General features: G+C 60.2%; 21 protein-coding genes and 2 pseudogenes. 8 read left to right on the top strand and 15 right to left on the bottom strand.

Annotation, left to right across the window (positions count from 1 at the left end):
- Positions 1-116 precede the first annotated feature (116 nt).
- Positions 117-1,007, bottom strand: a complete 891-nt coding sequence (locus tag RFM40_RS09335; RefSeq protein ID WP_320277444.1) for an alpha/beta fold hydrolase — start codon at positions 1,005-1,007, stop codon at positions 117-119.
- A 155-nt stretch (positions 1,008-1,162) separates the two neighbouring features.
- Between RFM40_RS09335 and RFM40_RS09330 the strand changes: the two genes are divergently transcribed.
- Positions 1,163-2,056 carry a LysR family transcriptional regulator gene (locus RFM40_RS09330; RefSeq protein WP_320251610.1) on the top strand — a complete coding sequence of 298 codons (894 nt, stop codon included), beginning with the start codon at positions 1,163-1,165 and terminating at the stop codon, positions 2,054-2,056.
- Positions 2,057-2,308: 252 nt separating this feature from the next.
- Positions 2,309-2,740: a RidA family protein gene (locus RFM40_RS09325; RefSeq protein ID WP_320251611.1), complete on the top strand. Its 432-nt coding sequence runs from the start codon at positions 2,309-2,311 to the stop codon at positions 2,738-2,740.
- A 198-nt stretch (positions 2,741-2,938) separates the two neighbouring features.
- Here RFM40_RS09325 and RFM40_RS09320 read toward each other — a convergent pair whose 3' ends face one another.
- From RFM40_RS09320 to RFM40_RS09295, 6 genes are all read right to left on the bottom strand, one after another.
- The gene (locus RFM40_RS09320; protein ID WP_320251612.1) at positions 2,939-4,315 is read right to left on the bottom strand and encodes a metal-dependent hydrolase family protein; all 1,377 of its coding nucleotides are present in this window, start codon (positions 4,313-4,315) and stop codon (positions 2,939-2,941) included.
- A gap of 39 nt (positions 4,316-4,354) precedes the next feature.
- Positions 4,355-4,945 (bottom strand): SRPBCC family protein, encoded by a 591-nt coding sequence (locus RFM40_RS09315; RefSeq protein WP_320251613.1) that lies wholly within the window; start codon positions 4,943-4,945, stop codon positions 4,355-4,357.
- Positions 4,946-5,036: 91 nt separating this feature from the next.
- On the bottom strand, positions 5,037-5,702 hold the full coding sequence (locus tag RFM40_RS09310; protein ID WP_320251614.1) for a fumarylacetoacetate hydrolase family protein: 666 nt from the start codon (positions 5,700-5,702) through the stop codon (positions 5,037-5,039).
- Positions 5,703-5,746: 44 nt separating this feature from the next.
- Complete coding sequence (locus tag RFM40_RS09305; RefSeq protein ID WP_320277443.1) at positions 5,747-6,211, bottom strand: (2Fe-2S)-binding protein; 465 nt, start codon at positions 6,209-6,211, stop codon at positions 5,747-5,749.
- A gap of 17 nt (positions 6,212-6,228) precedes the next feature.
- A complete protein-coding gene (locus tag RFM40_RS09300; RefSeq protein ID WP_320251616.1) occupies positions 6,229-7,110 on the bottom strand; it encodes an FAD binding domain-containing protein in 882 nt (293 codons plus the stop codon).
- Positions 7,107-9,455 carry a xanthine dehydrogenase family protein molybdopterin-binding subunit gene (locus tag RFM40_RS09295; RefSeq protein WP_320251617.1) on the bottom strand — a complete coding sequence of 783 codons (2,349 nt, stop codon included), beginning with the start codon at positions 9,453-9,455 and terminating at the stop codon, positions 7,107-7,109. Before RFM40_RS09295 ends, RFM40_RS09300 begins: the two co-directional genes overlap by 4 nt.
- 151 nt (positions 9,456-9,606) lie before the next feature.
- On the opposite strand from RFM40_RS09295, the gene RFM40_RS09290 reads away from it, so the two are divergent.
- Positions 9,607-10,401, top strand: coding sequence for an IclR family transcriptional regulator (locus RFM40_RS09290; protein ID WP_320212911.1), 795 nt, complete (start codon positions 9,607-9,609; stop codon positions 10,399-10,401).
- 60 nt (positions 10,402-10,461) lie between these two features.
- Here the strand turns inward: RFM40_RS09290 and RFM40_RS09285 are convergent, their stop codons facing one another.
- From RFM40_RS09285 to RFM40_RS09275, 3 genes are read right to left on the bottom strand one after another with little or no spacing between them, the layout of a single operon-like run.
- Positions 10,462-11,238 carry an ABC transporter ATP-binding protein gene (locus RFM40_RS09285; protein WP_320212912.1) on the bottom strand — a complete coding sequence of 259 codons (777 nt, stop codon included), beginning with the start codon at positions 11,236-11,238 and terminating at the stop codon, positions 10,462-10,464.
- An 11-nt stretch (positions 11,239-11,249) separates the two neighbouring features.
- Entirely contained in the window at positions 11,250-12,050 is an 801-nt protein-coding gene (locus tag RFM40_RS09280; RefSeq protein WP_320251618.1) for an ABC transporter permease, read from the bottom strand.
- The gene (locus RFM40_RS09275; protein ID WP_320251619.1) at positions 12,051-13,040 is read right to left on the bottom strand and encodes an ABC transporter substrate-binding protein; all 990 of its coding nucleotides are present in this window, start codon (positions 13,038-13,040) and stop codon (positions 12,051-12,053) included.
- 723 nt (positions 13,041-13,763) lie between these two features.
- Here RFM40_RS09275 and RFM40_RS09270 point away from each other — a divergent pair.
- Positions 13,764-15,195, top strand: a pseudogene (locus tag RFM40_RS09270) (NAD-dependent succinate-semialdehyde dehydrogenase).
- Positions 15,196-15,742: 547 nt separating this feature from the next.
- Here the strand turns inward: RFM40_RS09270 and RFM40_RS09265 are convergent.
- From RFM40_RS09265 to RFM40_RS09255, 3 genes are all read right to left on the bottom strand, one after another.
- Positions 15,743-15,976 (bottom strand): hypothetical protein, encoded by a 234-nt coding sequence (locus RFM40_RS09265; RefSeq protein ID WP_320251620.1) that lies wholly within the window; start codon positions 15,974-15,976, stop codon positions 15,743-15,745.
- A gap of 413 nt (positions 15,977-16,389) precedes the next feature.
- Complete coding sequence (locus RFM40_RS09260; protein WP_320251621.1) at positions 16,390-18,111, bottom strand: outer membrane protein; 1,722 nt, start codon at positions 18,109-18,111, stop codon at positions 16,390-16,392.
- Positions 18,093-18,317 carry a hypothetical protein gene (locus RFM40_RS09255; protein ID WP_320212920.1) on the bottom strand — a complete coding sequence of 75 codons (225 nt, stop codon included), beginning with the start codon at positions 18,315-18,317 and terminating at the stop codon, positions 18,093-18,095. The genes RFM40_RS09260 and RFM40_RS09255 overlap by 19 nt, the downstream gene beginning before the upstream one ends.
- Positions 18,318-19,094: 777 nt before the next feature.
- Between RFM40_RS09255 and RFM40_RS09250 the strand changes: the two are divergent.
- The 4 genes and pseudogenes from RFM40_RS09250 to RFM40_RS09235 form a co-directional block, all read left to right on the top strand.
- Positions 19,095-19,348 (top strand): annotated as a pseudogene (locus RFM40_RS09250) (IS6 family transposase); the annotation flags it as partial.
- Complete coding sequence (locus RFM40_RS09245) at positions 19,342-19,488, top strand: hypothetical protein (protein ID WP_320251631.1); 147 nt, start codon at positions 19,342-19,344, stop codon at positions 19,486-19,488. The pseudogene RFM40_RS09250 and the gene RFM40_RS09245, both read left to right, overlap by 7 nt.
- A gap of 187 nt (positions 19,489-19,675) precedes the next feature.
- The gene (locus tag RFM40_RS09240) at positions 19,676-19,900 is read left to right on the top strand and encodes a hypothetical protein (protein WP_320251622.1); all 225 of its coding nucleotides are present in this window, start codon (positions 19,676-19,678) and stop codon (positions 19,898-19,900) included.
- A gap of 149 nt (positions 19,901-20,049) precedes the next feature.
- A complete protein-coding gene (locus RFM40_RS09235) occupies positions 20,050-20,271 on the top strand; it encodes a hypothetical protein (protein WP_320251623.1) in 222 nt (73 codons plus the stop codon).
- 602 nt (positions 20,272-20,873) lie between these two features.
- Here RFM40_RS09235 and RFM40_RS09230 read toward each other — a convergent pair.
- Both RFM40_RS09230 and RFM40_RS09225 read right to left on the bottom strand, forming a co-directional pair.
- A complete protein-coding gene (locus RFM40_RS09230) occupies positions 20,874-21,020 on the bottom strand; it encodes a hypothetical protein (RefSeq protein ID WP_320251633.1) in 147 nt (48 codons plus the stop codon).
- 257 nt (positions 21,021-21,277) lie between these two features.
- On the bottom strand, positions 21,278-21,504 hold a 227-nt coding region (locus RFM40_RS09225), incomplete at its 5' end, for a hypothetical protein (protein ID WP_320277442.1).

The following is a 21,504-nucleotide window of genomic DNA, read 5'->3' as shown; positions in this document are numbered from 1 at the left end:
AGCTGTGGCCGGAGGGGCCGCAGACAAGGGTTGGGAACAACACTTTGCGGATGATCATGGATCATCACGGCCGCCCACGGGCTATTCGTGCAAGCAAAGATTCGAAAGCCAAGGCGTCACAGCGAACCGAGGAAGCGGAGGAGCGTCGCATTGAAAGTTTCCGGGGCCTCCCAGTAGGGAATGTGTGCTGTCCTGGGGATGGAGACGAGAGATGAATTCATCTCGGCAGCAAAAGATCGTCCGATGTCGATCGGCACCGATCTGTCCTCCTCCCCCCAAACGATCAGATGCTTTAACCCGGCAGCTTGCGCGATCAGCCCTTTACCGACAGCGTCGCCATCAAGGCCGTTGCGGAAATACGCGGCCAGCAGTCTGAAGGAATCGATCGCGCCGGGTGAGTTGTTGATGCGCCATTCCTCCTCCCTCATCGCCTCGGTCACCAGCGTGGAATCGTAAACGACCGCTGCTAGCTTCCGCCCGATTCCTTCCCTTGAGACATCAGAAATCCTCGCCGCGATCCGCTCACGCGCCTGCGCTCCGATCGGAAACAGCCCCGTCGCCCCGATCAGGGTAAGGGACCGGACCCGCGAGCGATTTCTGCAGCAAAGGGTCGAAAGAATATGAGCCCCCATCGACGTTCCGACGAGATGGCAGTCGCCGATCCCATTTTCGTTCAAGAAGGTCTGCACAAAGTCTGCGTAGCCCGGCACGCTGTAATTGAAGCTGACGCCCTTGCGCGCGAAGCCGTGGCCGGGCAGGTCTATGGCCATGCACCGGTATCCTGCGGCTGCAACGACGGGGAGGTTGCGACGCCAGCGATCGGCGCGCGCGCCCACCCCGTGAAGGAAGAACACCGTCTCCTGACCCTTCCCTGCCTCCAGCACCCGGGTGTGGATCCCGCCCGCGGAGGCCGGATAGGCGATGATTTCGAGGTTTGTCTCCATCATCGGGTAATCCCTTTCTGTTCGGTTGCTTCCTGTGGAGACGTCTTTGGATTGCACCGTCATGCATGGCGGGCAGTTCCGAACGGGACAGCACGCAGGAAGCCAGCGCCACCTGCTTATGAATCAGTATGGAAAGCAGAGCCTCATCGAGCAAATTAATTTATTGCCGCTTTTGATAAAGATACATAATGTTTCATCACCTTAGGCGGGAGCTGTCGATGTTCGATATCCGTTTGCTGCCAGGTTTCATGGCAGTTGCGCGCCACAAGCACTTCGGAAAGGCTGCCGAGGCGGTGCATGCGACGCAGCCTGGTATTTCCCAGCACATCGCGAAACTGGAAAAACAGCTTGGCTTTCGCCTTTTCGACCGCACCAAGCGAACTGTCGCCCTGACGCCCGCCGGCGAGGCATTTTATGACCAGTCGCGGCATCTCATGGCGATGATGGCTAGAATGAAGGCGGAGGGTCTGCAGATCGCCCAGGGGCTATTGGGTCACCTCGGCTTGGGGATGCAGTCCTCTGTGCTTTACAGCGACGTGCCGCTGCGCATCGCGACCTTCAAGAAGGCCAATGAGAAGATAAACATCCGCTTCGAGGTTCATCCCGGGGATTACCTGAGACGGCTCATGGATCGTGGGGAGTTGGACGTCGCCATCACGACGCTGCCAATGCCGTCGCCCGAATACGATACGATGGTGGTGTCGCACCAGCCGATGGGCGTGGCGATCATGAAGTCGCATCCGCTGGCTGCCCGCCAGCAGATTACGTTGGAGGATATCAGCAGCGAGCCCTTCATTATCGTGCCGCGCGAATATGACCCCGTCGGTCACGACATGCTGCTCTCAAAGCTGCGCCGCACTTGTGAAGCGCCGCGGATTGCCGCCTCGGAGACGCCTTCGCTGAACGTGATCGCAAGGGTCGCCGTTGGAGAAGGCGTGGCTCTGATCCCGCTGGGCTATCAAAGGGACGGCCACGACGCCGTACAGGTGGTCCGGCTCGAAGATCCGGATCTGGGTGCCGCCAATATCTACGCCGCCGTTCATAAGGACAATGCGAGACCAACAACGCGGCACTTCATAAACGCTTTGCCGAAATTGAGGCCGGTTCCTTAGCTCTGAATCTGAGCCCCTGTTTCCCGGCCCGGGTGGCGCCGGCGTTTTCCGATCCATGGTACGGACTCAGGGCGGCAGAGCAACTCTCGCAATAACGAGCGTTTATGAAACCCGCCAAATAATTATTGGAATAACGACGCAGCTACTTCCATCCTTCCATGTGGAAGCGCGCCGCAACAACGCACGCGCACGGAACTGGGCTGCCATTTCGGTGATGCTGGCCCTCAGCGAAAATAACGGCGGAATTTGCACATGTTGAAAACGTATATCGATCTGGAAGGTGACAAGTCCCGCGGAATCAAGGCACTTGCGGGACAGCGCGCAGCCTATTCCGACGCTGTTCGGGTCGACCTTTCCGACCACACGCTTCTTTTTGTCTCCGGAAAGCTCGGGGTCGACGGCAAGGGCGTCATCGCCAGCCGGTCGATGCGCGAACAGACCCGGCAGGTTCTCGAGAATATCCGTTCAACAATCGCGAAGGCCGGCGGCAGCATGACGGACATCGTGCGCGTCCGCATCTATGTCGCTGTGATCGACGACGCTTCTATTCGTGATGTGCACGAGGTTCGCCGAGAGTTTTTCAACGATGGAGAGCTGCCAGCGAGCACGATGGTGAGGGTCGACCAGTTCGTCCGCGATGGAGCCCTGATTGAGATCGAGGCCGATGTGGTGATGGCGCGCTGAGCGCTGAGCAAGCAAGTATCGGGCTGACGTCGTCTGCGCTACCAGACTAATGCGGCAACGCTCGCCCGCAGATCGCGTTCGGCTGTAAGTACTGTCCAAAAACTTTGGCTGTGGCCTCGGTCGCTTTCTCACCGCGATTCCAATGACCGAGCGGCTGGGTACCGGCAATTTCATTGCTGGCACCCAGCGGGACAGCCTTCAATTCAGACGACTGCCCTGTTCATGCGAAGCACGCTGCATCATGAGCTCAGCCACCCGCTCGCGTGTGTATAGGTCGCTGGAGATTGTCATGGCGAAGTCGCTGACGCGCTTGGGGTCGTATAAAGTCTTCTCGGTCGAAACGAACCTGCCGCCCCGAACGACGGCCGCAAACTTGTCCCGCTCAAGGAGAACAGAAATATTCTTGGTCGGATCACTGTTGAGCGCGACCAGGTCGGCCCGGTAGCCGGGGGCGATCCGGCCGACCTTGTCCTTCGGCCTGACAACCCGAGCACTGACGGAAGTGGCCGCCTTGAGCGCCTGGATGGGCGAGAAGCCGAGATCCTTGACGAAGATCTCGATCTCGCGCGCGTGCCATTCGCCAAAAGGTGTGACGGCAAAACCGGAATCGGTCCCGATCGGCATCGGCACCCCTGCCTTACGCACCTTCTGGAGATTTTCCACGGCTGCATCAAACTCCCGCCGCCATGCATTGGCGCGGCCCTCCCGGAACGCCGGGTCTTCCGGCTCGACGAAATCGAGCGTGTTGCGCAAGAGCGTCAAGGTCGGACAGATGGCGCAATTGTTGGCCAGAACTGCGTCCAGCCCCTCGTCGTCAATCTCGGAGGCGTGAAAGATGAGATCGACGCCTGACTTAGCGGCGTAGAGAGTGGCCTCGCGGCCGCGCGCATGCGTGATGGCGATCTTTCCCAGCCTATGCACCTCGTCGACCATCGCCTTGGTCTCGTCCATGGTGAACGCTGCCACCAATTCGCCGTTCGGTCGGCGCAAGATGCCATCCATTGCGATCTTGACGGCGTCCACCCCTTCCTTGACCTGCTTGCGGACCTGCTCGATCTGCTCGTCGCGGCTCGTCACAAGCACGCCGATCGATGTGGTGGGAACGCCGATCCATGTGGGATACCAGTCGGTCAGTCCCTGGCGGCTGGTGATGTAGGGCCCTGCTGCCGTGACGCTCGGGCCCTCGAAGAGGCCGGCGTCAATCGCATCGCGGACCGCTCGCGAAACCATGCCGGAGTCGCCCGGAGCGACGATGGTGGTGAAGCCGGAGGCCAGCACCTGGCGAGCGAAGAAGACACCACGCAGTGCCCGGAACTCCAGCGAGCTATAGAGGTCGATGTCCTCTTCCGTCTTGGCATTTCCGTAGGCGAGGTGCGTATGCACGTCGATGAGGCCGGGCATCACGAAATTGGTGCCGAAATCGGCCTCGGTTATGTCATCGGCCGCTGGCAATTCGCTCGAGGCCGCGACTTGGGTGATCTTGCCGTTCTCCACGACGATGGTCTGGTCGCTCAGGATGGTTTCGGACTCGCCATCGAAGAGCTTGCCACACCGGAAATAGGTCTTGGTACTCATGTCTGGATCCTCTGCTGGTTAAATCGAGCCGGTTGGTGATCAGCTTTTCCTGCGCAATCTCAACTTCGTGCAGAAAGGAGTTACGGCCTGCGCGATGCGGGCTGACGCGATGTCGAGCAGCAGCCGGCCCGCCTCAATCTGCGGCACCGAAACTGGCGAGCCGGGCGACGCCTGCGCGGTCTCGTTGAGCCGGCGCGAAAGATTGTCCGCAAACTGCTCGGCGATGCGCCTAGCGATCTCGTTGACGACAGCGGCCTTGCCGAATTGAGCGAGCACGCCAGCCAATGTAATTTCAGAATCGACCTCAAGGCGGGTCCGATCAGGCTGCGCCCCGGTGCGCACCCGAAATTCCATTTCGGCCTTCGCCGAGGAGGACGTGATGCTGTCCCGGCCGCTGCCCACGACCCTTCCGCTGCGGGTCATGTCATTGCGATCCAGTGCTGCCTCACCGGTGAAGTTGGCGCTGACTGGTCCCACGCGGGTGGTGACCTTTCCGCGATATCGCCCATCCTCTGTTGTCCCGAGCAATGCAGCCCCCGGCACGCAGGAGGCGATAAGCGGCACGTCCGCCAACGCCTTCCAGACCAGCTCGGGCTGTGCAGCGACCTCGATCTCGAGCGATACTTTCATTCGCCGGTGCTCCTTTTTGTCTGCCCGCGGTTTCCGAGGCCATCCCTGTCGAGCAATGCCGCCGGCGCGGATAGCCGTGGCACCGTCATGGCTATCCACCGCCGTGTGCGATATGGATCGTGAGCGAGGGAAGGCCCTCAATGCTGGCTTCGAGCGTGTCGCTTGGCTTTAGCGGCCCCACCCCAGCGGGCGTGCCGGTGTAGACGATGTCGCCCGGCATCAGGACCTGGAAACGGGACAGGTGCGCAACGAGCTCGGGGACCGACCAGACCATTTCGGCAATATCGGAATCCTGCCTTGTCTCGCCGTTGACGGCGAGCTTGATCCTTGCCTTCTTCAGGTGTGCCCCGCCCTTGACCGGCACCAGCGGAGCGACGTGAGCAGACTGATCGAAGGCCTTGCTGATGTCCCAGGGTCTGCCACGATCGCGCGCCGCGATCTGGAGGTCACGCCGGGTCAGGTCATTGCCTACGGCGTAGCCGAAGATATGGTCTTGCGCTCTCTCGACGGGAATGTTGCTGCCTTGCCGCCCAATTGCCGCGACGAGTTCAACCTCATGATGAACATTGGCGGAGCCGAGTGGGAAGTCGATGGTCGCTCCGTCATTGACGAGGGCGTCTGCCGGCTTGGTGAAGAAGAACGGCTCCTCGCGCTTGGGATCGAACCCCATTTCTCGAACATGGTCGGAATAATTTCTGCCGATGCAGAAGATCCGGCGAACCGGGAATTTGAGATCGCTTCCCGCGAGCGGGATCAAGGGAACGGCGGGGGGAGGAAAGCAAAATGACATACCCGCACCTTTCACTCGGCCGCGGCCGGGAGATAGGTCTGAGCCGCTTCCGAGATGGCCTCGACGATTTTCTGATAGCCGGTGCAGCGGCAAATGTTGCCATGGATGGCATGACGGATGTCGTCGTGATCCGGCGAGAGCCCTTGATCGATCAGGTTCTTCGCGATCATCAGGAACCCTGCGGTGCAGAAGCCACATTGCAGGCCATGGTGCTTGTGGAAGGCTTCCTGAATGGGATGGAGCTGCTTCAGGGTTCCCAGCCCCTCCACCGTCTCGACAGAGCAGCCATCGGCGGTCGCGGCGAGCATGTTGCAGGATTTGACGGCAAGGCCATCGCAGATCACCGTACAGGCGCCACACTTGCCTTCGTTGCAACCCCGCTTGGTGCCGGTGAGCTTTGCGGCATCACGGATGAAGTCGAGGAGCAGCGTGCGTGTGTCGACGTCCGCCCGTTGGGCTTGGCCGTTGATGGTCATCGAGACTTGGATCGGTTTCATCTTGTCGCTGAGCCCTTGTGGTTTTCGGCCCTGTTCCAAGCGCGGGCCAATGCTTTTGCGGTGAGGGTCCTGACCAGCTCGCGCTTGTAGCGCGCAGACCCGTAGATGCGATCATCCTCGGGATCGACCTCTCTTGAGGCCTGGTCAGCCGCAGCCTTGATGACATCGGCGCCTTTATCCGCACCGAGGATCACCTCCTCCGTCCTGCCAAGACGGACCGGTCCAACTCCCAGGCCCCCGACCACGATCCGGCCGGAAACCGCCGATCCGGCGCTGTCGAGCCCGATCGCCGCGGCAACCGAGACGATGGCAAAGTCGCCCTCACGCCAAGAAAACTTCTCGTACGCCGATCCGGTACGCGCGGAGCCAAGCGGAAGGCGTATAGCGCAAAGCATCTCGTCAGGCTCGAGAGCCGTCTGGAGCGGCCCCAGGAAGAAGTCATCGACGCTGATCTGGCGCTCGCCGCGGACGGACCTGGCCGTCATTTCTGCTCCCAGCGCCACGACGACGTTCGGCATGTCTCCGAATGGATCGGCCTGGCAGCACGAACCACCCAGCGTTCCAAGGTTCCGGACTTGGAAATCCGCAATGACCGAGACGGCATCGTGAATGGCGCCGCAGGCTTCAGGGACGCCGCTCGGCAGGTCACGGTAGCGGACCATAGCGCCGATGCGGACGGCCGAGTCTTCCTTTCTTATCGATGAAAGCTCGGCGACCCGGTTGGCATCGACCAGCACGCTCGGCGCTGCCAACCGCCATTTCATCATGTTGAGCAGGGATTGTCCGCCGGCCAGGATGCGGGCTTCATATTGATGCCTGGACAGAAGCTCCACAGCCTCGCTAACGGTGTGCGGCCGGTGATATTCGAATGCCTTCACGACCGGCCTCCCGCGTTTTCGCGCGCGCGCAGGGCCAGGAGGATCTTGTCGGGCGTTATCGGCATCTCCGTAAAACGAATGCCGGTCGCCTCTTCCAAAGCATTTGCGACCGCTGCCATTGGCGGCGGATTGCCGGTCTCGCCGGCGCTCCTTTGTCCAAACAGCGTCCGCGTCGACGGGACACTGCAATCGTGCACCATGGAGAGATCGGGGATATCGGTCGCCAACGGCACGTAGTAGTCGCGAAGGCTGCTGTTCAGCAGTTGCCCAGCTTCGTCATATTCCAACCCCTCATAGAGCACCTGCCCGAGAGCCATTGCGACGGCCCCTTGATGCTGGCCCTCGACGATGACCGGGTTGATCGCGACGCCACAATCTTCCGCCATGATGTAGCCAAGCAGCGTCACCTTGCCGGTTTCAGGATCCACTTTGAGGTAGCAGGCATGTGCCGCCCCGCTATAAGTCATCGTCGGATTGGCGTGGCCGTCCTCGTTCGGATTGCTTGTCGGGCTGTCATAGGAAGAAAGGACGTCGATCGGACCTGGCTCCATGCCCTTGGGAAGCCGCTTGCCGTGCCTTTCGCAAATCCCCACGATCTCGGCGAAGCTCAGCTGCCGGTTGGAGCCGCCCTTCACGCTGACGATGCTGTCAGCGATTTCAAGTTCGCTCTCGTCAACTTCAAGGACATGCGCGGCAACCTTGGCGATCTTTGACCGAGCCTCGCCACAGGCGCGATGCAGCGCGTTGCCCGTGATCGTGATTGTCCGCGCTCCCCAGGTGCCCAGGCCCCTTGGCCCGCTCGAATCCCCGCCCGTAACGTGCACGGAGTCCAGACTGCCCCCGAGACGGTCGGCAACCATCTGGGCCAACGTCGTGAACATCCCTTGACCCTGGGGGCAGGCCGAAGTTTCCACCGATATAGAGCCGTCGCTGCTCAAGCAGACGCGCACGCTGTCATGGTCGTAATCCATCCTGGGATGGCGCGCGCTCGAGTGTTTGAGCACGGTGGAGAAACCGACGCCATGATAGGGCTGAGGGTCTTTGCGCCACCCGAGCCGGTCGACCTCGGAAACGACTTTTTCGAGGCACTGATCCACGCCGGTGGAGTCGATGATTTGGCCGAGCGACATGGTCTTGGGGCATTCCTCGTTGCGCACGATATTGCGGCGCATGATGTCCTCGGCCGAACAGCCGAGTTTCTTTGCTGCCATGTGAACCAGGGAATCGCGGGCAAACGAGGTCTGAGGGACGCCGTAAGCCCGGTAGGCGCCGCCGGAGTTCTTGTTTGTGTAGACGCAGAAAGTATCGATTAGAACGTTGTCGATCTTGTAGGGCAGGATGCCGATGATCGACCCCATCTGGAGAACGCTCAGGCCCGAATAGGCGTACGCGCCCTGATCCTGGACGACCCGCTCGCGCCAACCGAGAATCTTCCCGTCCCTGTCGAGCATCATTTCGGAATAGCGGATCTGCGCGCATCGGGAGGTGCAGGATGAAAGCTCCTCGCTTCGGTCCAGCAGGATGCGGACCGGGCGACCAGTCTTCATCGAGAGCAAGGCGGCGATTATCTCGTGAGCGAAAAGGCCGACCTTGACGCCAAAGCCGCCACCGATGTCGGGCGCAATGACGCGAACCTTGGAAGCGGGAATGTCGAGCACCTCCGCCAGGCCATTGCGCACAAGGTTGACCGCCTGCGAGGCTGACCACACAGTAAGCTCGCCGGTCGCCTCGTCCCACAATGCAATGACGCCGTGGGTTTCCAGCGGATTGCAGACCGGCCGATTGCAATAGAAGCGAGCCGAGACCGTTACGTCAGCGCGCGCGGCGGCCGCCTCGATATTTCCCGCGCGCAAGGTCTTGGTGGCCATGACGTTGCTGGGGATGATGCCGGCCCTGACAAGCTCGTCGTGAACAATGGGCGCGCCGTCGGCCATCGCCTTTTCCGGGTCGACGACCGCGGGCAGTTCCTCATAGTCAACTTCGATCAGCTCGACAGCGTCCCGGGCAGTGAATTCATCGATCGCCGCGACCGCGGCAATCTCGTCGCCGACAAAGCGAACCTTGTCCTCCAGGAACACCGCGTTGTCGCCCACCGGCCAGCCCGTGTGGCGACTGCCATAGCGCCGCAGGCTGCGCGTATCCGCGCTACTGATTGCCGCCGCCACGCCAGGCAGCGCAAGCGCAGCGCTGAGATCGACACTTTTGATGCGCGCATGAGCCACCGGGCTGCGCAGGATGCGCGCGTGCAGCATGCCCGCAAACTGCATGTCGGCGATGAAGCGTCCCCTGCCCACCAGAAGACGTCGGTCCTCACGCCGCGCGATGTTTCTGCCGATGTATCCCAACGCATGCGTCCTCTTGTTCGTAATTGACTTGCAATTTGCAACACCTTTGCAAAAATGAGTCAAGCCCATAGAATGGAAATTTGCAAGAGGCTTGCGTTTCATGCCGGTCTCGGTCACGGATGGTCAGGTGCGACCACAGGAAGGAACGCAAATGACGGAGCTCAAGGCCTCCGCCCGGGTGGCAAACATCGAAAAGATGATGGAGCTGCTGGAGGCTCTCAGTTTCACCAAGCACGGTGCTTCGGTCACCGATCTGGCACGACAAACCGATCTGACGGCGAGCGCTTCGTCGAGGATGCTGGCGACATTGCACCAGGAGGGATACGTCACCAAGGACCAGGCAGGCCGCTACAGGCTGTCGCTCCGGTTCCTGGCGTTGGGAGCGCGCTATGCCGATCAGTTGGGCATCGAGGAGTTGTGCGGACCCGTGCTCAAACGGGCAGCCGAGGACGCGGGAGAGCTTGTGCAGCTTGCGCTGGTGGAGGGGCGCGAAATGCGCTACGTCGCCCGAGCCGAGGGCAACAACCGCGTGCGAGTGGTGTCGATCCTGGGCAAGCGCGTCATCCCCCACGCATTTGCCGCCGGCAAGGTCTGGCTCGCCTACATGCCGACCGCGGACGCCCTCAAGATTGCTCTCGAGCACGGCCTCACGCAACTGACCCAGCACACGATAACAGACGTTGCCCGCTTGCAGCGCGAGTTGGAGCATGTGCGCGCGCAAGGTTTCGCCACCAACCTCGAGGAAGTGGACGAGGGCCTTTATTCGATCGCGGTGCCGATCGTCGTGCCGAACAGGTCGGAAATCGTCGGGGCGGTCGCGCTGACCGCGCCGGCATACAGGCTGCCCAAGAAGCAATTGAAGGACCGCCTTCCCTTGCTGCGCAATGTCGCCGAGCAGCTCGGCGAAATCCTGATGCAGATTTCGGTTTCGCGGGACGAGAAGTAGAGCAAGCGGCCAGCCGGCGCTTCAGTCCGACGTGAGCCGGCGAAAACCTCGAGCGTCTGTTCAGCGACCCGCCAGCACCGCTTCGTCGTGGATCAGTTTCATGATCCTCCTTTTCAGGCTGACGAATTCCGGCGACGTCAAGAGGTCGACCGTGCGCGGGCGCGCGATTCCGATGGGGATGGTTTCCTTGATCCTGCCGGGCCTGGCTGTCATGACGTAGACGGTGTCGCCGAGCAGGATTGCCTCGTCGATGTCATGCGTGACGAAAAGGACTGTCTTGTGGGACTTTTCCCAAACTGACAGCAACAGCTCCTGCATCAGCGATCGCGTCTGACTGTCGAGCGCGCCGAACGGCTCGTCCATAAGCAGAACATCCGGGTTGTTGACCATAGCCCGGGCCAACGCAACGCGTTGCTTCATCCCGCCCGAGAGATGTTTCGGATAGCGATCTTCAAAGCCCTCAAGCCCGACCTGGGCAAGGTAATCGCGGGCGAGCTTCGAGCGCTCCGCCTTCGCCACGTGGGACAATCGCGGGCCAAATTCAACGTTCTCCTGGACCGTCAGCCAGGGAAACAAGGTGTAGGACTGGAAGACCATGCCGCGCTCTTTGCCCGGCTCGGTGACCAGTTTGTCATTCAGCCAAATCGCGCCAGACGTCGGTCTCATCAAGCCCGCCGCCAGGCGGAGTAAGCTCGACTTGCCGCATCCCGATGGCCCCACGATGACCGCGAATTCCTTCTCGGCAACATTGAGCGAGATGTTATCCAACGCAGTGACGGTCTTGTGATCCCTGGGCGTGAACTCAAGGCCGACGCCCTCGATTCTCAATTTTTCCATGACGGGAGCACCTAGACGTCAGATGACCAGGGCAGAAGTCGCTCCTTGGCCAGACGAAGCAGCCGATCGAAGATCAAGCCAAGCGTTCCGAGCACAAGGATACCGACAAAGATCTGGTCGGTGTAAAGGCCGCGCGATGCGTTGAGAACCAGGTAGCCCAGGCCTTCGCGGGAGGCGACCAGCTCGGCTATGACCACATATGTCCATGCCACGCCCATGCTGACGCGCAAGGCATCCATGATGCCGGGCATCGTGGCGGGTACAAGCACCCTGGAAACGACCATGCGGCGGTTGGCGCCAAGGGTGTATGCCACGTCAAGCAGGTCGGAGGGAACCGCCGCGGAGGCATCCGCGACCATGATCAATTGGTTGAAGAAGGTGCCGAGGAAGATGATCGCGATCTTCTCCTCCAATCCGATCCCGACCCACAGGATCAGAAGCGGGATCAAGGCGCTGATCGGCAGATAGCGGAAGAAATTTACGATCGGTTCAAGCGCCGCCTGGACGATGCGGAAACTCCCCACCAGCACGCCGAGCGGAACGGCGATCAGGGAGCTCAGGATAAAACCCGTCATGATCTCGATGAAACTCGCCCAGGCGTTGCGGGCGAGCGAACCGTCGGCGACAAGAGTAAAGAGCGCCGAGAGGACCGCGCTTGGCGTTGGAAGAAAATCCCCCTCGACAAAGCCCCCGTATGAGAGGAATGACCAGAAGATCAGGATGAGAATCCCGACCGACGTGCTTATCGTCAGATAAACGCGTCGCGGGATTTCCTTCTTCGGCTCAAAATAGCGCGAAAAGGAGCGCGCCATCTACTGGAATGCCTTGTAAAAGATGATGTCGCTAGGCTTGGTGTCAACTTTCATTTTTCCAAGGCCGGCCCAGATCTTGACCGCGTTTGCCAGGACATCCTGGAACGGGCCCGGCTTGTCCGGGGTCCCGACGAACGCGCTCATCTGTTTTAGATCGTAGAACTGGATGCTCGCGAGGACCTCCCCGAAGGCCTTGGGGTCCTTAAGCCAGCCCCCTACCCCGGCCGCCATGATTTTGTTGGCTTCATCAGGATTCTGACGAGCAAATTCGACGGCCTCGCTCCAAGCTTCAAGGAGTCCCTTCAGTTGCTCGGCATGGCTGTCGGCATAGTCCGTCTTCATCACCAATGTATCACCCAGCGCGCCGGGGGTCGTCGTGCTGTCGACGATGACGTTTCCGTGGTCGGTCTTCTTGGCGCGTGAGAGCCAAGGTTCCCAGGTTACCGCAGCATCAACTTTTTTTGCCACGAACGCTGCGCCGGCGTCGCCAGGCGTCATGTCGACAGTATCGAGATCGCTCTCCTTCACGCCGGTCGGCAGCAGGAGAAGGTTGAGCCAATATTCAGATACTGAGCCCTTCATCACCGCAACGGAGTGTCCCTTGAGATCGGCGACGGTCTTGATGTCCTTGTTTGCGACGACGCCGTCCGCACCGTAGGACTGGTCGAGCATCCCGACATATTTGAATTCTCCGGCTTTCTTCATGAACAGGAGACCCGCGTCAGGGCTAGTTGACACGATGTCGACCTGACCGCCGCGCAATGCTGCAAAGCGCAACGGTCCCTCTTCCATCACGTTGAGTTCCACGTCGAGGCCATGCTTTTTGAAATAGCCCTTTTCCTTGGCCAGATAAAGCGGGCCGAAGCCCGCCCACGTAGCATGAGCAATCCTGATCGTCTCGGCCGCCGCCGTTCCAGCAACGCCAACGGCAACGACTGCCGCCAGAATGCCGACTGACAGTGCGTGTTTGAATTCTCGGGTTATTGTCATTGTCGTGTTCCCCTATGCCACTCACCGAGAGTGGAGCCCGCATGTTAGTTGGCCGCCGTCTCATAAAGCAAATAATCTGTTTAACGGCACAAATTCAGATCCATTATAAGTCCGCTATGCGCGTTCGATATCGTCTCACCCTGCGCCAAGCATTGAGGACCGGGCGTTCGGCTATGAACTGGGCGATCTGGGCGCGCGATCGGCGCGATCCCGCTGGCCGATCCGCTCCATTTGGAGTGCGGGAAAACCGCATACAGGGCGGAGGGAAGCAGAAAGACGATAGATTGCAAAGACGGAGGAGTGATCTGTGGACATGGATCACCGGGCCGACGAGGCCTGGGTACTCGGCGTTCACGCAAACTCTATCAGCGGCCTAGTTTCGTCGCTCGTGGCCTTGAGCACAACGCTCGCGTCCTTCATAAGACCGCAGGCGCGCTGACAATGGCCGATCAGCGTCAGGTTATCGCGGGCCGCTCACCGTGAACGGTCGACCAGATGCCGAGCGATTTTAGGGCAAAGACGTGGTCGAAGGTCGTTTTGGTAGCAACGCGGAACCCGCGCGCATTGTGGTTTCTGCGGACTGGCTTCGCAGGCTCTATGTGCAAGCTGCTCAGCTCGACTTAAAGGTCTTCCGCTCTGCGGGCCTTGGATCGTTCTGCAAGTCTTCGGAGGGTGCTGTTGTCCCTGTATCGTTCGCTAACTCGCCACCTGAAACGCCCGGATCTGTTCGGCGCCATCGACCGCGTGCCAGCGCTCGGAGCGCCGGCGGGCACTAACGAGTTCCAGGTATTCAACCCATCGACCGGCGAGTTGCTAGCTGATTTGCCTGACATGGGCGTTGAAGAAACACGGGTCGCAATCGAAAAGGCTTATTCCGCCCAGGGCCAGTGGGCAGCACTTACAGCGCGCGAGCGCAGTGACACCCTGTGGCGCTGGCACGAGCTGATCGTCAACCAAACCGACGATCTCGCAGCTATCCTCACCGTCGAGATGGGCAAGCCGCTTTCTGAATCCAGGTCCGAGGTCCTGCATGCCGCCGCCTACCTGCAATGGTATGCAGAGGAGGCGAATCGGATTTACGGCGAGACGATCTCGGCGCCGTCGACGGACCGCCGAATGTTCGTGATCAAGCAGCCGATCGGCGTTGTTGGAATGATAACGCCTTGGAATTTTCCGGCTTCGATGGTGGCGCGCAAGATTTCGCCGGCACTGGCGGCGGGCTGCACGATCGTGCTGAAGCCGGCCGAGCAGACGCCACTCGTCGCCGGAGCGATGTTCGCGCTCGCCGCGCAGGCGGGCTTCCCCGAGGGAGTCGTGAACCTCATCTATGCTTCCGAAGGGGACGCGGTGGGGCGCGAACTGTGCTGCAACCCGAAAGTCCGCAAGGTCAGCTTCACCGGTTCAACCGAGGTGGGACGGCTGTTGATGCGCCAGTGCTCGGACCAAATCAAGAAAGGTCAGCCTCGAACTCGGCGGCAACGCGCCCTTCATCGTCTTCGACGATGCCGATGTCGATGCCGCGGTCGATGGCGCGATCCAGGCGAAGTTCCGCAATGCGGGCCAGACCTGCGTTTCCGCCAACCGCCTCTATGTCCAGTCGGCCGTGCATGACGCGTTCGTCGACAACTTCGTGGAACGGGTTCGCCAGCTTTCGGTGGGCGACGGCCTCGGGGAAGGCGTTTCGATCGGGCCGCTGATCGACAAGCATGCCCTTGCCAAAATTGAGGCGCATGTCGCCGACGCCGTGGCGAAGGGCAGCGTAATTCAATGCGGAGGGGAGCGGATCGGTTCCCACGGCACGTTCTTCGAGCCCACGGTTCTGACCGGTATCTCCAGCGACATGGAGGTGGCCCGGGAGGAGACTTTCGGGCCTCTGGCGCCGATCATCCGCTTCGAAGATCCGGACCAGGTGGTGCGCGCGGCCAACGACACGATCTATGGCCTCGCCGCATATTTCTTCGCCTCCAACCTGCAACGCGTCTGGCGTGTGGCCGAAGCGCTGGAATACGGCATGATCGGCATCAATACCGGGCGAATGTCGTCTGAGGCAGCCCCTTTCGGCGGCGTGAAACAGTCCGGGATCGGGCGGGAGGGGTCGCGCCACGGGCTCGAGGATTATCTGGAGATGAAGTATCTGTGCATGGGCGGCATCTGACCCTCGCTTCAGACCCGAGCCGCCTGAACCTTCCCTGCTAACGGTCCCTCTCCCGCCGAGAACTTTATCAATTCCGGCGTTAGCCGCGCCGCGTATGCGGTCAAAGCAAAGGAGGACGTACAAAGCGCATACGATGAAATGTCCGCCGCAGGACATTTCATTTCATCGTCGAGCCGGTTCGGACGCCGAGACCGGTTCAACAGGGCGCCTAAGGAGCGTCAACATAGCGCCGTCTGAGGCGGGACGCGGGGCAGACCGCCCCGGCGAGGCGTGCGGCACAGCATTCGTCCTGGTGACCTCAATGGCAAGCCGGGCCGCGTCTGACCTCCATGGTCCGAACATCATGGCGATATCGAATGTGAGAACTGCCTGCAAGTGAGGCACAAGCGGACTTCTATGATCGGCGTTGCCGGGCCACTAATTCCGATGCTGACGAAGGTCGCACAACGCCCTACGATGTCACTTGCTATGCATTACACATGCAATGGATGGGCGTTACCGGCGGCTAGAGCCCTGTCCAGCTCCAACCCGATCAGCGGCTGCCCGATCACGTGGCGAGCAGCACCGCCTGCGGGACGGCGAAATCGAGATCGAGCAGACGACCGGCGTGAAATGGTGTCGGCGTCGGCGCCCTCAGGATGAATGGCGAGACGTCACCGAGTGAGGCCAAGTGTAGTTGCTCCATCGTCTGGTCGATTGTCGTGAGCGGGGCGCCGGCCGCGCGGGCGGCCAATCGGCCGGCGACAGAGAGTGGCGTGGTGCGAAGCGCAACGAGCTTCATCTCCGGAGTGCCCTTCTAGGCTTCCGCCACAGCCTCCTCTGGCGGCAACCTACCCATGAACCTTGCATAGGCGAGCCAGCATGCGTCCATTGCCGAGAAAACATCTTCGTGCGACGCTAACTCGAAAGCAGGAGCGTCCCCCCGGACCAACATGATACATCCGCGGCGCCGGTGACCTGGAGGCGCGGCGATGGCGCGTCGCAACTACCATCGTGCAGGATTGACCAATGTGAAACGACCGATAGGTCGCCAACTGTCGTCTTTGGCACTCGGCCTGAGGTTTTGCCTCCCATGCGACCCCTCTTCAAGTTTGGGGAGAAGCCTTCCCCAGCTGCTACAGGCCAATACCGCGCAATCGGGTGCTCTTTGCGGCAACAGCGGTTTAAACAGACTTCAAGCCATAAATATACGTTTCAGTCAAACCTGTAGGAGAACTCTATAAACGTGCCCCACCGCTCCATGCTGTACTTAGCAAGAGCAGGCTGCTTAACAATATTGCCGACGTCATCGCAGATGCAGTTATAGGTAACACTGCTGTTGTTCTTCGTCCACATTGCCCAGTACCGGGCACCAATGCCGATGCCGAAATTCTTGTTGAAGAAGTAGGATAGTGCTCCTTCCACCTGAACGCCCCCGCCACCTTGCCCCCGCTGATCGTAGAAAGTTGGTCTAGGCCGAAGAAGGTGGTCGTCACGACCACGGAAGTCCGTCCACGGCAGGTAAGCAACATCGGCGCTCACACGCCAGCGCTCAAGCAGCATAGTCTCGGCGTAAAGGCCGATGCGCGGCGCATTCCAATCGGATTCTTGGCGGCCAGTGATCAGAGGCTGCATTGGCACCTGGCATGGAAAGAACGGCGAAGCGATCTGCACGCATCCGATCGAATCCGACTTCTGGCCGTAATAGGTCCATCCGACGAATGCACCCAGTTTATAGGTACTACCGCGCAGAAAGTTGAAGCCCGCATCAGCCGTGTAGTACGCGAACTTTCCATTTGCTTGGCCGTGTAAGGTGTTGCTGTAGGCGAGTTTGTCAATGCTCGAATCTTCGTCGTTCATCCGTCCTTTGTCGAAGCGTCCGGCGCCAATGTTGCCCTTCAAGAATATCCCCCAGGGGCTATCAAGGCGTCCGAAAAATTCGCCCGAAAGGCCGTCCAACCCCCTGTACGTCAGCCTTGAGCTGGGGATGCTCTCATCCCCAAGTGTTGGTGGCGCAAGGATGTAATCCCACTGAAATATCCCCCGGCTGAGCCAGGCCCGTGAGCCACCCTCGAAGGACCAATCGCCTGTATATACAATAGGCTGGGCTTCTGTCGCCCCGTCCGAGAGTAGTGTATCATTCCGTTCCATAGATCGCGGGGAGACGCCAAAATGGTAATTCAGGCCGACTTTTCCCACGTGATAGCTACTAGATAAATTGCTGCTGCTGGTGGAGACGAATCCAAGAGGTGGGTACTGCACAGTCGAAGGAGTCGTTAACCGCGTCCCGCTAAAACCCATATAGTCGTACTCGAATTTGACAGACCAATCAGGCGAGAGCGCTTGCTCAACGCCAGCTCCGAGGCTCCAACCGAAGCGACCATAATCGAAATGTGTTGTGTGCCGTCCGAACCCAGGGAAGTCCTGCCTCAAAAATTCGTTGTTGTTGGCGATCTCGCCACGATTGTTTTGCCAAGCTACGCCTGCCTTGACGTAGGCCAGCATTTGGCCCTGCGGGCCAAACGTGTACCCGACACGTGCGGTCGCTGTGAAAAAGGAGTTCGGACCTGCGTGGCAGGTGTCTATTACAGCAGTGCCTGAGAAGGCAAAGCAGCTGTTTGTGCCGTCGGAGACAGCGTAGCTCGCGTCGAGTTCGGCGCCGAATACCAACCTATCTCTTTGCCAATTGTAGCCGAGCTGGCCTCCGGCCAGGAACACCGGAGTGCTGACGACGTCTCCATAAATCGATGGGCCATAAGGATCACTAAAGGACGTGCCGCCATAGCCTCCGCCGCCGTGGACGCCAATATATCCTCCGGTCCAGTCCCAGACCGCCGGTCCCGGCTCGACCATCCTGTTGAGATTGGCCGAATTGGCTGCACCGCATGCGCCGAACGCAACTATTGCCCCACCCCAAATTAGAACTCCAGATCGCATTTCACCTCACTAAACAAACGACGCATGACGCGATCGGCAACGAAGCTCCCAAGGCTGGCGGTCGTCGCGCCGCTCCAACAACCGCTGGGCAAAACCCGTGCCAGCTTGAGCCACTCGCCTTGCCAGCGCTTTTCGATGGCGATGTCATCTAGGCGACAAATTGGATCGCGTTCGGCAGGCCGAGAAGACGTGCCCGCTTTGGCCATGAACGCGGCTGCGTATTCGGCCTAATCGGCCCGAAGCTGCGATTTTGGCCATGTGGCGGCGATCCGGTATCGCGCCAATGACGCGACGCCCAAAAACGGATGTCGACCCATCAGGACCTGATCCGCTGGTCTATCCAGGATAGTCCGGCGCATCGCCACCAGGCTTGCCCAGCGTCGCATAAAGCACGCCGATGTAATTGCGTGGGCGCCAACCGCCTCCGAAATCAACGCAAACGCATTCGACTGTACAAAATCGACCATATTGCTCACCGTTTTCGATTGAGGAGGGTGGCGCATTGCCTCTCTGCCAGGTCATTTAGACCGTGCCGGTCGTACGGATGACCGTGGTGGTTTCTGCGATCTTCTTCTGCATGGTGCATTCCTTTTCCGTATGAGTACCTGAACTGGTTTGGCGGATGCCACTCCAGTCATGTTGCCGTACGCCAGGCTTTCTGGTGTCAGCACGCTGCAAGGGGGAACAGCAACTTTCGCGCCACATATGTAAAGGTGTTCGAAGAAACTCGGAAGTTCCATAGGGTCCAGTCGCTTATCGATAAAAGGCTCTCGCGCACGAGCCTCAACCCACAGGGCGTCACAATTGTCGTGTGTGGGACAATTGTTAGGTTTGTCCTGCCGCTGAACTGTCATCCAGGCGATTAGAGCCTTGGTAATTTCTTCTGCTTCAGCATGGTGATCTGAAGGCCCCGTAAAGTTAACTGACGGCTGATGAAGAATGTGCGTACATGGACGATGTCAGAAAGTTGCTCATGATCCGCTTATCGTCGCCACCGCTTTCCCGCCCGAGTTCATTGCGCACGCAGTATGGCTCTACTTTCGCCTTCCGCTCAGCCTGCGCACGGCAGCGTGTCGGCCCGCGGTATCATCGTCACGCATCACACCATTCGAAGCTGGGCCGAGAAATTCGGACGGCATTTCGCCCGGAGATCAAGCGACGGTCAGCCAGCTGCCTGGGCGACAAATGGCATCTCGACGAACGTGTGGTGGCCATCAATGGCAAGAAGCAGTGGCTCATCTCAGATCGGAGGAAGTTTTCCGGCTGTTCGGCGAAATGGCCAACGTCGGTCAGGTGATCTATCTCACCCATGAGCAGCACCTATGCGACATCGCCAAGGCGATCATTCCCAACGTTGCGATCCACGAGCTCGGGTAATTCAAACGGCATTGTGTCGTGCCTCATCTCGGCCGCTGGGTACCCCGTCGCCACTGCCTGAAGCGAACCTCGACAGGGCTGACTGTTCAAGGTGGCGCGCAGAGACGGAACGCGTGACATTGGATGCGACACGCCCGGGTCGCCGTTTCTAGGCTGGCCGCCCAACAGCGGAGGACGCTATCGCGCGTTGCCCAGGGGCACGTCGACCGAGGCGGACAACCCGCATGTGGTGATCCTCGACCACGCCTATTTCGACAATCTCTCGCCTGTCGTCGTGCAGGAGCTGGCGCTCGGCGGCCTGCCATCTAGCCACGGTGCTCAACGAGACGGTCGCGGCCGAGAAGTAGCCCGGCGGATTGACGCGCTTCCTCGACCAACGCCGAGCGCAGCCGGCATGTGCCAGTTCTACTGAGATTACGCCGATAGCCGATGCTATGATTTGAAGGTTTTGCTGAACCAACTTCGCGTTTCGTCCCGACAAGGAAGTCGCCGGCACTGAATCGAGTACTTTTCGATGGTGCGCGGCGCAACTGGTGATCAGGATTCCCGGCTCACTTACGGATGAACCAGAAAACGCAATTGAAGGAAACGGCCGGAGCGGCTCGTCAACGGCAGCGAGTCCGCCGCGCAACTGTCATCGCCAAATCTGGCGAAGATTGCCACCTCGCTTTGCGCGACACGCGCGAGCGCGTCGAGGTCGGTGTCGGAAATTTCGATGAGCTTGCCGATGCCGACGGATTCGGCGGTGCTCGCCTCATCTTTCGCGTCGCTTACGGTCGATGAGCCGGACCGTCGTCGGGCACCAGTGCCTGGGCCAAGGCCCTTGTCTCGTTGACTGAGGTCTGCAGCTTGGCCGCAATCTTGTCCGCCGAACTAGCAGCTGTCTCACCGTCCACGAATTCGAGGACCGTGCCTTGATGTTGGCGACGTCGACGCCGGCAGCGTCCGCGGCCACGGCATCAACAACCTTTGTCGCCTCCGCGCTCATGGCCGTCGCGACGGCGTCCGGTCCGCGCATGAGCGCCAGCGCTACCTCCGCTCAGGCCGGCGCGCGCGTAATCGCAGCCGTCAGCAGGTTCTGCACGAGCATCAGGCGTACCGTGGAGACGGGGCTCTGCGAATGCCACTCGTTCAGTGCTTCCCGCACTTCGCACCATTCCACCATTGGCGCGTCATGAATCGCACGCGTGCCACGAGCCAGTCGCGCGCAACGCGGTCCTTTGCCGACGAAGCAGAGGCAAAAGCGTATTATGCGGACGCCGCAAAGGGGGGAACTCCGGCTAGCGCGCTGCCGTTCACTCAGCAAATATAGGCGTCGAGCAGGAATTTCGACACCATTCGCCCAGGATGCCAGATCGCGCGGCATCACGCCTGGCTTGCACCGACTACGATCCAAATAGGATCACCGGCCAGCGGATGATGGTGTCGAGCTCGCGCACGACGCGCAGGCCCGACAGCGAGGTGTCGGCGATCAGCGCCAGACACTCCCACGTATAGCGCTGATCTACTTGACGGTAGCGACCGAGACTCAACGCCCCGCGTCAGATCGCTCTCTGCTTCTGAAGGAAGCCATTAGCTCGGCTCGGGACTGATCGGAGGCTTGGCTGATCGGCAGCGCGACTCCTGTGTAACAGCCCTATGACCGAGTCGGTGTTGGAGTGCCTCAGGTCGTCGAGGTGCAGCCTGCCTGGCTGCCGCCTTTGCCCCAGTCGCCTGACCAGCACCCGCGTGCCGTCAAGACTCCGCCGGGCGGCTCAACGACCAGCCCTCGGCACAGCTCGCACGACGGCTAGGAGCCCACCTGGAGCCCACCCGTATCACCCAGCAGCAGAACGGCTATAATTGCGATGTCTTTGTGCTCCAACGCCACTTTGGTGTCGCCCAGTAGTACGGCATCGTTGCCCGCAAAGTCCTTCACCAGACCGACCAGCTGCCCATCCTCAATCCGACCGTTGATTTGGCTCTGGTGGTTCTCGTCAAGCCATATGCTGAACTTGCGCAGCGCCGTTATATCGC

The sequence above is a fragment of the Mesorhizobium captivum genome (genome assembly GCF_033977165.1).
Taxonomy (GTDB): Bacteria; Pseudomonadota; Alphaproteobacteria; order Rhizobiales; family Rhizobiaceae; genus Mesorhizobium; species Mesorhizobium captivum.
Note: the sequence above shows the minus strand (reverse complement) of the source record. Positions and strands in the feature narration are given on the sequence as shown.

Bases quoted from the DNA above. Each gene is read 5' to 3' on its own strand.
- RFM40_RS09275 (WP_320251619.1), bottom strand. From the start codon at position 13,040: ATGACAATAACCCGAGAATTCAAACACGCACTGTCAGTCGGCATTCTG.
- RFM40_RS09320 (WP_320251612.1), bottom strand. From the start codon at position 4,315: ATGAGTACCAAGACCTATTTCCGGTGTGGCAAGCTCTTCGATGGCGAG.
- RFM40_RS09280 (WP_320251618.1), bottom strand. From the start codon at position 12,050: ATGGCGCGCTCCTTTTCGCGCTATTTTGAGCCGAAGAAGGAAATCCCG.
- RFM40_RS09265 (WP_320251620.1), bottom strand. From the start codon at position 15,976: ATGAAGCTCGTTGCGCTTCGCACCACGCCACTCTCTGTCGCCGGCCGA.
- RFM40_RS09315 (WP_320251613.1), bottom strand. From the start codon at position 4,945: ATGAAAGTATCGCTCGAGATCGAGGTCGCTGCACAGCCCGAGCTGGTC.
- RFM40_RS09330 (WP_320251610.1), top strand. From the start codon at position 1,163: ATGTTCGATATCCGTTTGCTGCCAGGTTTCATGGCAGTTGCGCGCCAC.
- RFM40_RS09290 (WP_320212911.1), top strand. From the start codon at position 9,607: ATGACGGAGCTCAAGGCCTCCGCCCGGGTGGCAAACATCGAAAAGATG.
- RFM40_RS09285 (WP_320212912.1), bottom strand. From the start codon at position 11,238: ATGGAAAAATTGAGAATCGAGGGCGTCGGCCTTGAGTTCACGCCCAGG.
- RFM40_RS09305 (WP_320277443.1), bottom strand. From the start codon at position 6,211: ATGACCATCAACGGCCAAGCCCAACGGGCGGACGTCGACACACGCACG.
- RFM40_RS09335 (WP_320277444.1), bottom strand. From the start codon at position 1,007: ATGACGGTGCAATCCAAAGACGTCTCCACAGGAAGCAACCGAACAGAA.
- RFM40_RS09325 (WP_320251611.1), top strand. From the start codon at position 2,309: ATGTTGAAAACGTATATCGATCTGGAAGGTGACAAGTCCCGCGGAATC.
- RFM40_RS09255 (WP_320212920.1), bottom strand. From the start codon at position 18,317: ATGGCCAAAGCGGGCACGTCTTCTCGGCCTGCCGAACGCGATCCAATT.
- RFM40_RS09235 (WP_320251623.1), top strand. From the start codon at position 20,050: ATGAACCAGAAAACGCAATTGAAGGAAACGGCCGGAGCGGCTCGTCAA.
- RFM40_RS09260 (WP_320251621.1), bottom strand. From the start codon at position 18,111: ATGCGATCTGGAGTTCTAATTTGGGGTGGGGCAATAGTTGCGTTCGGC.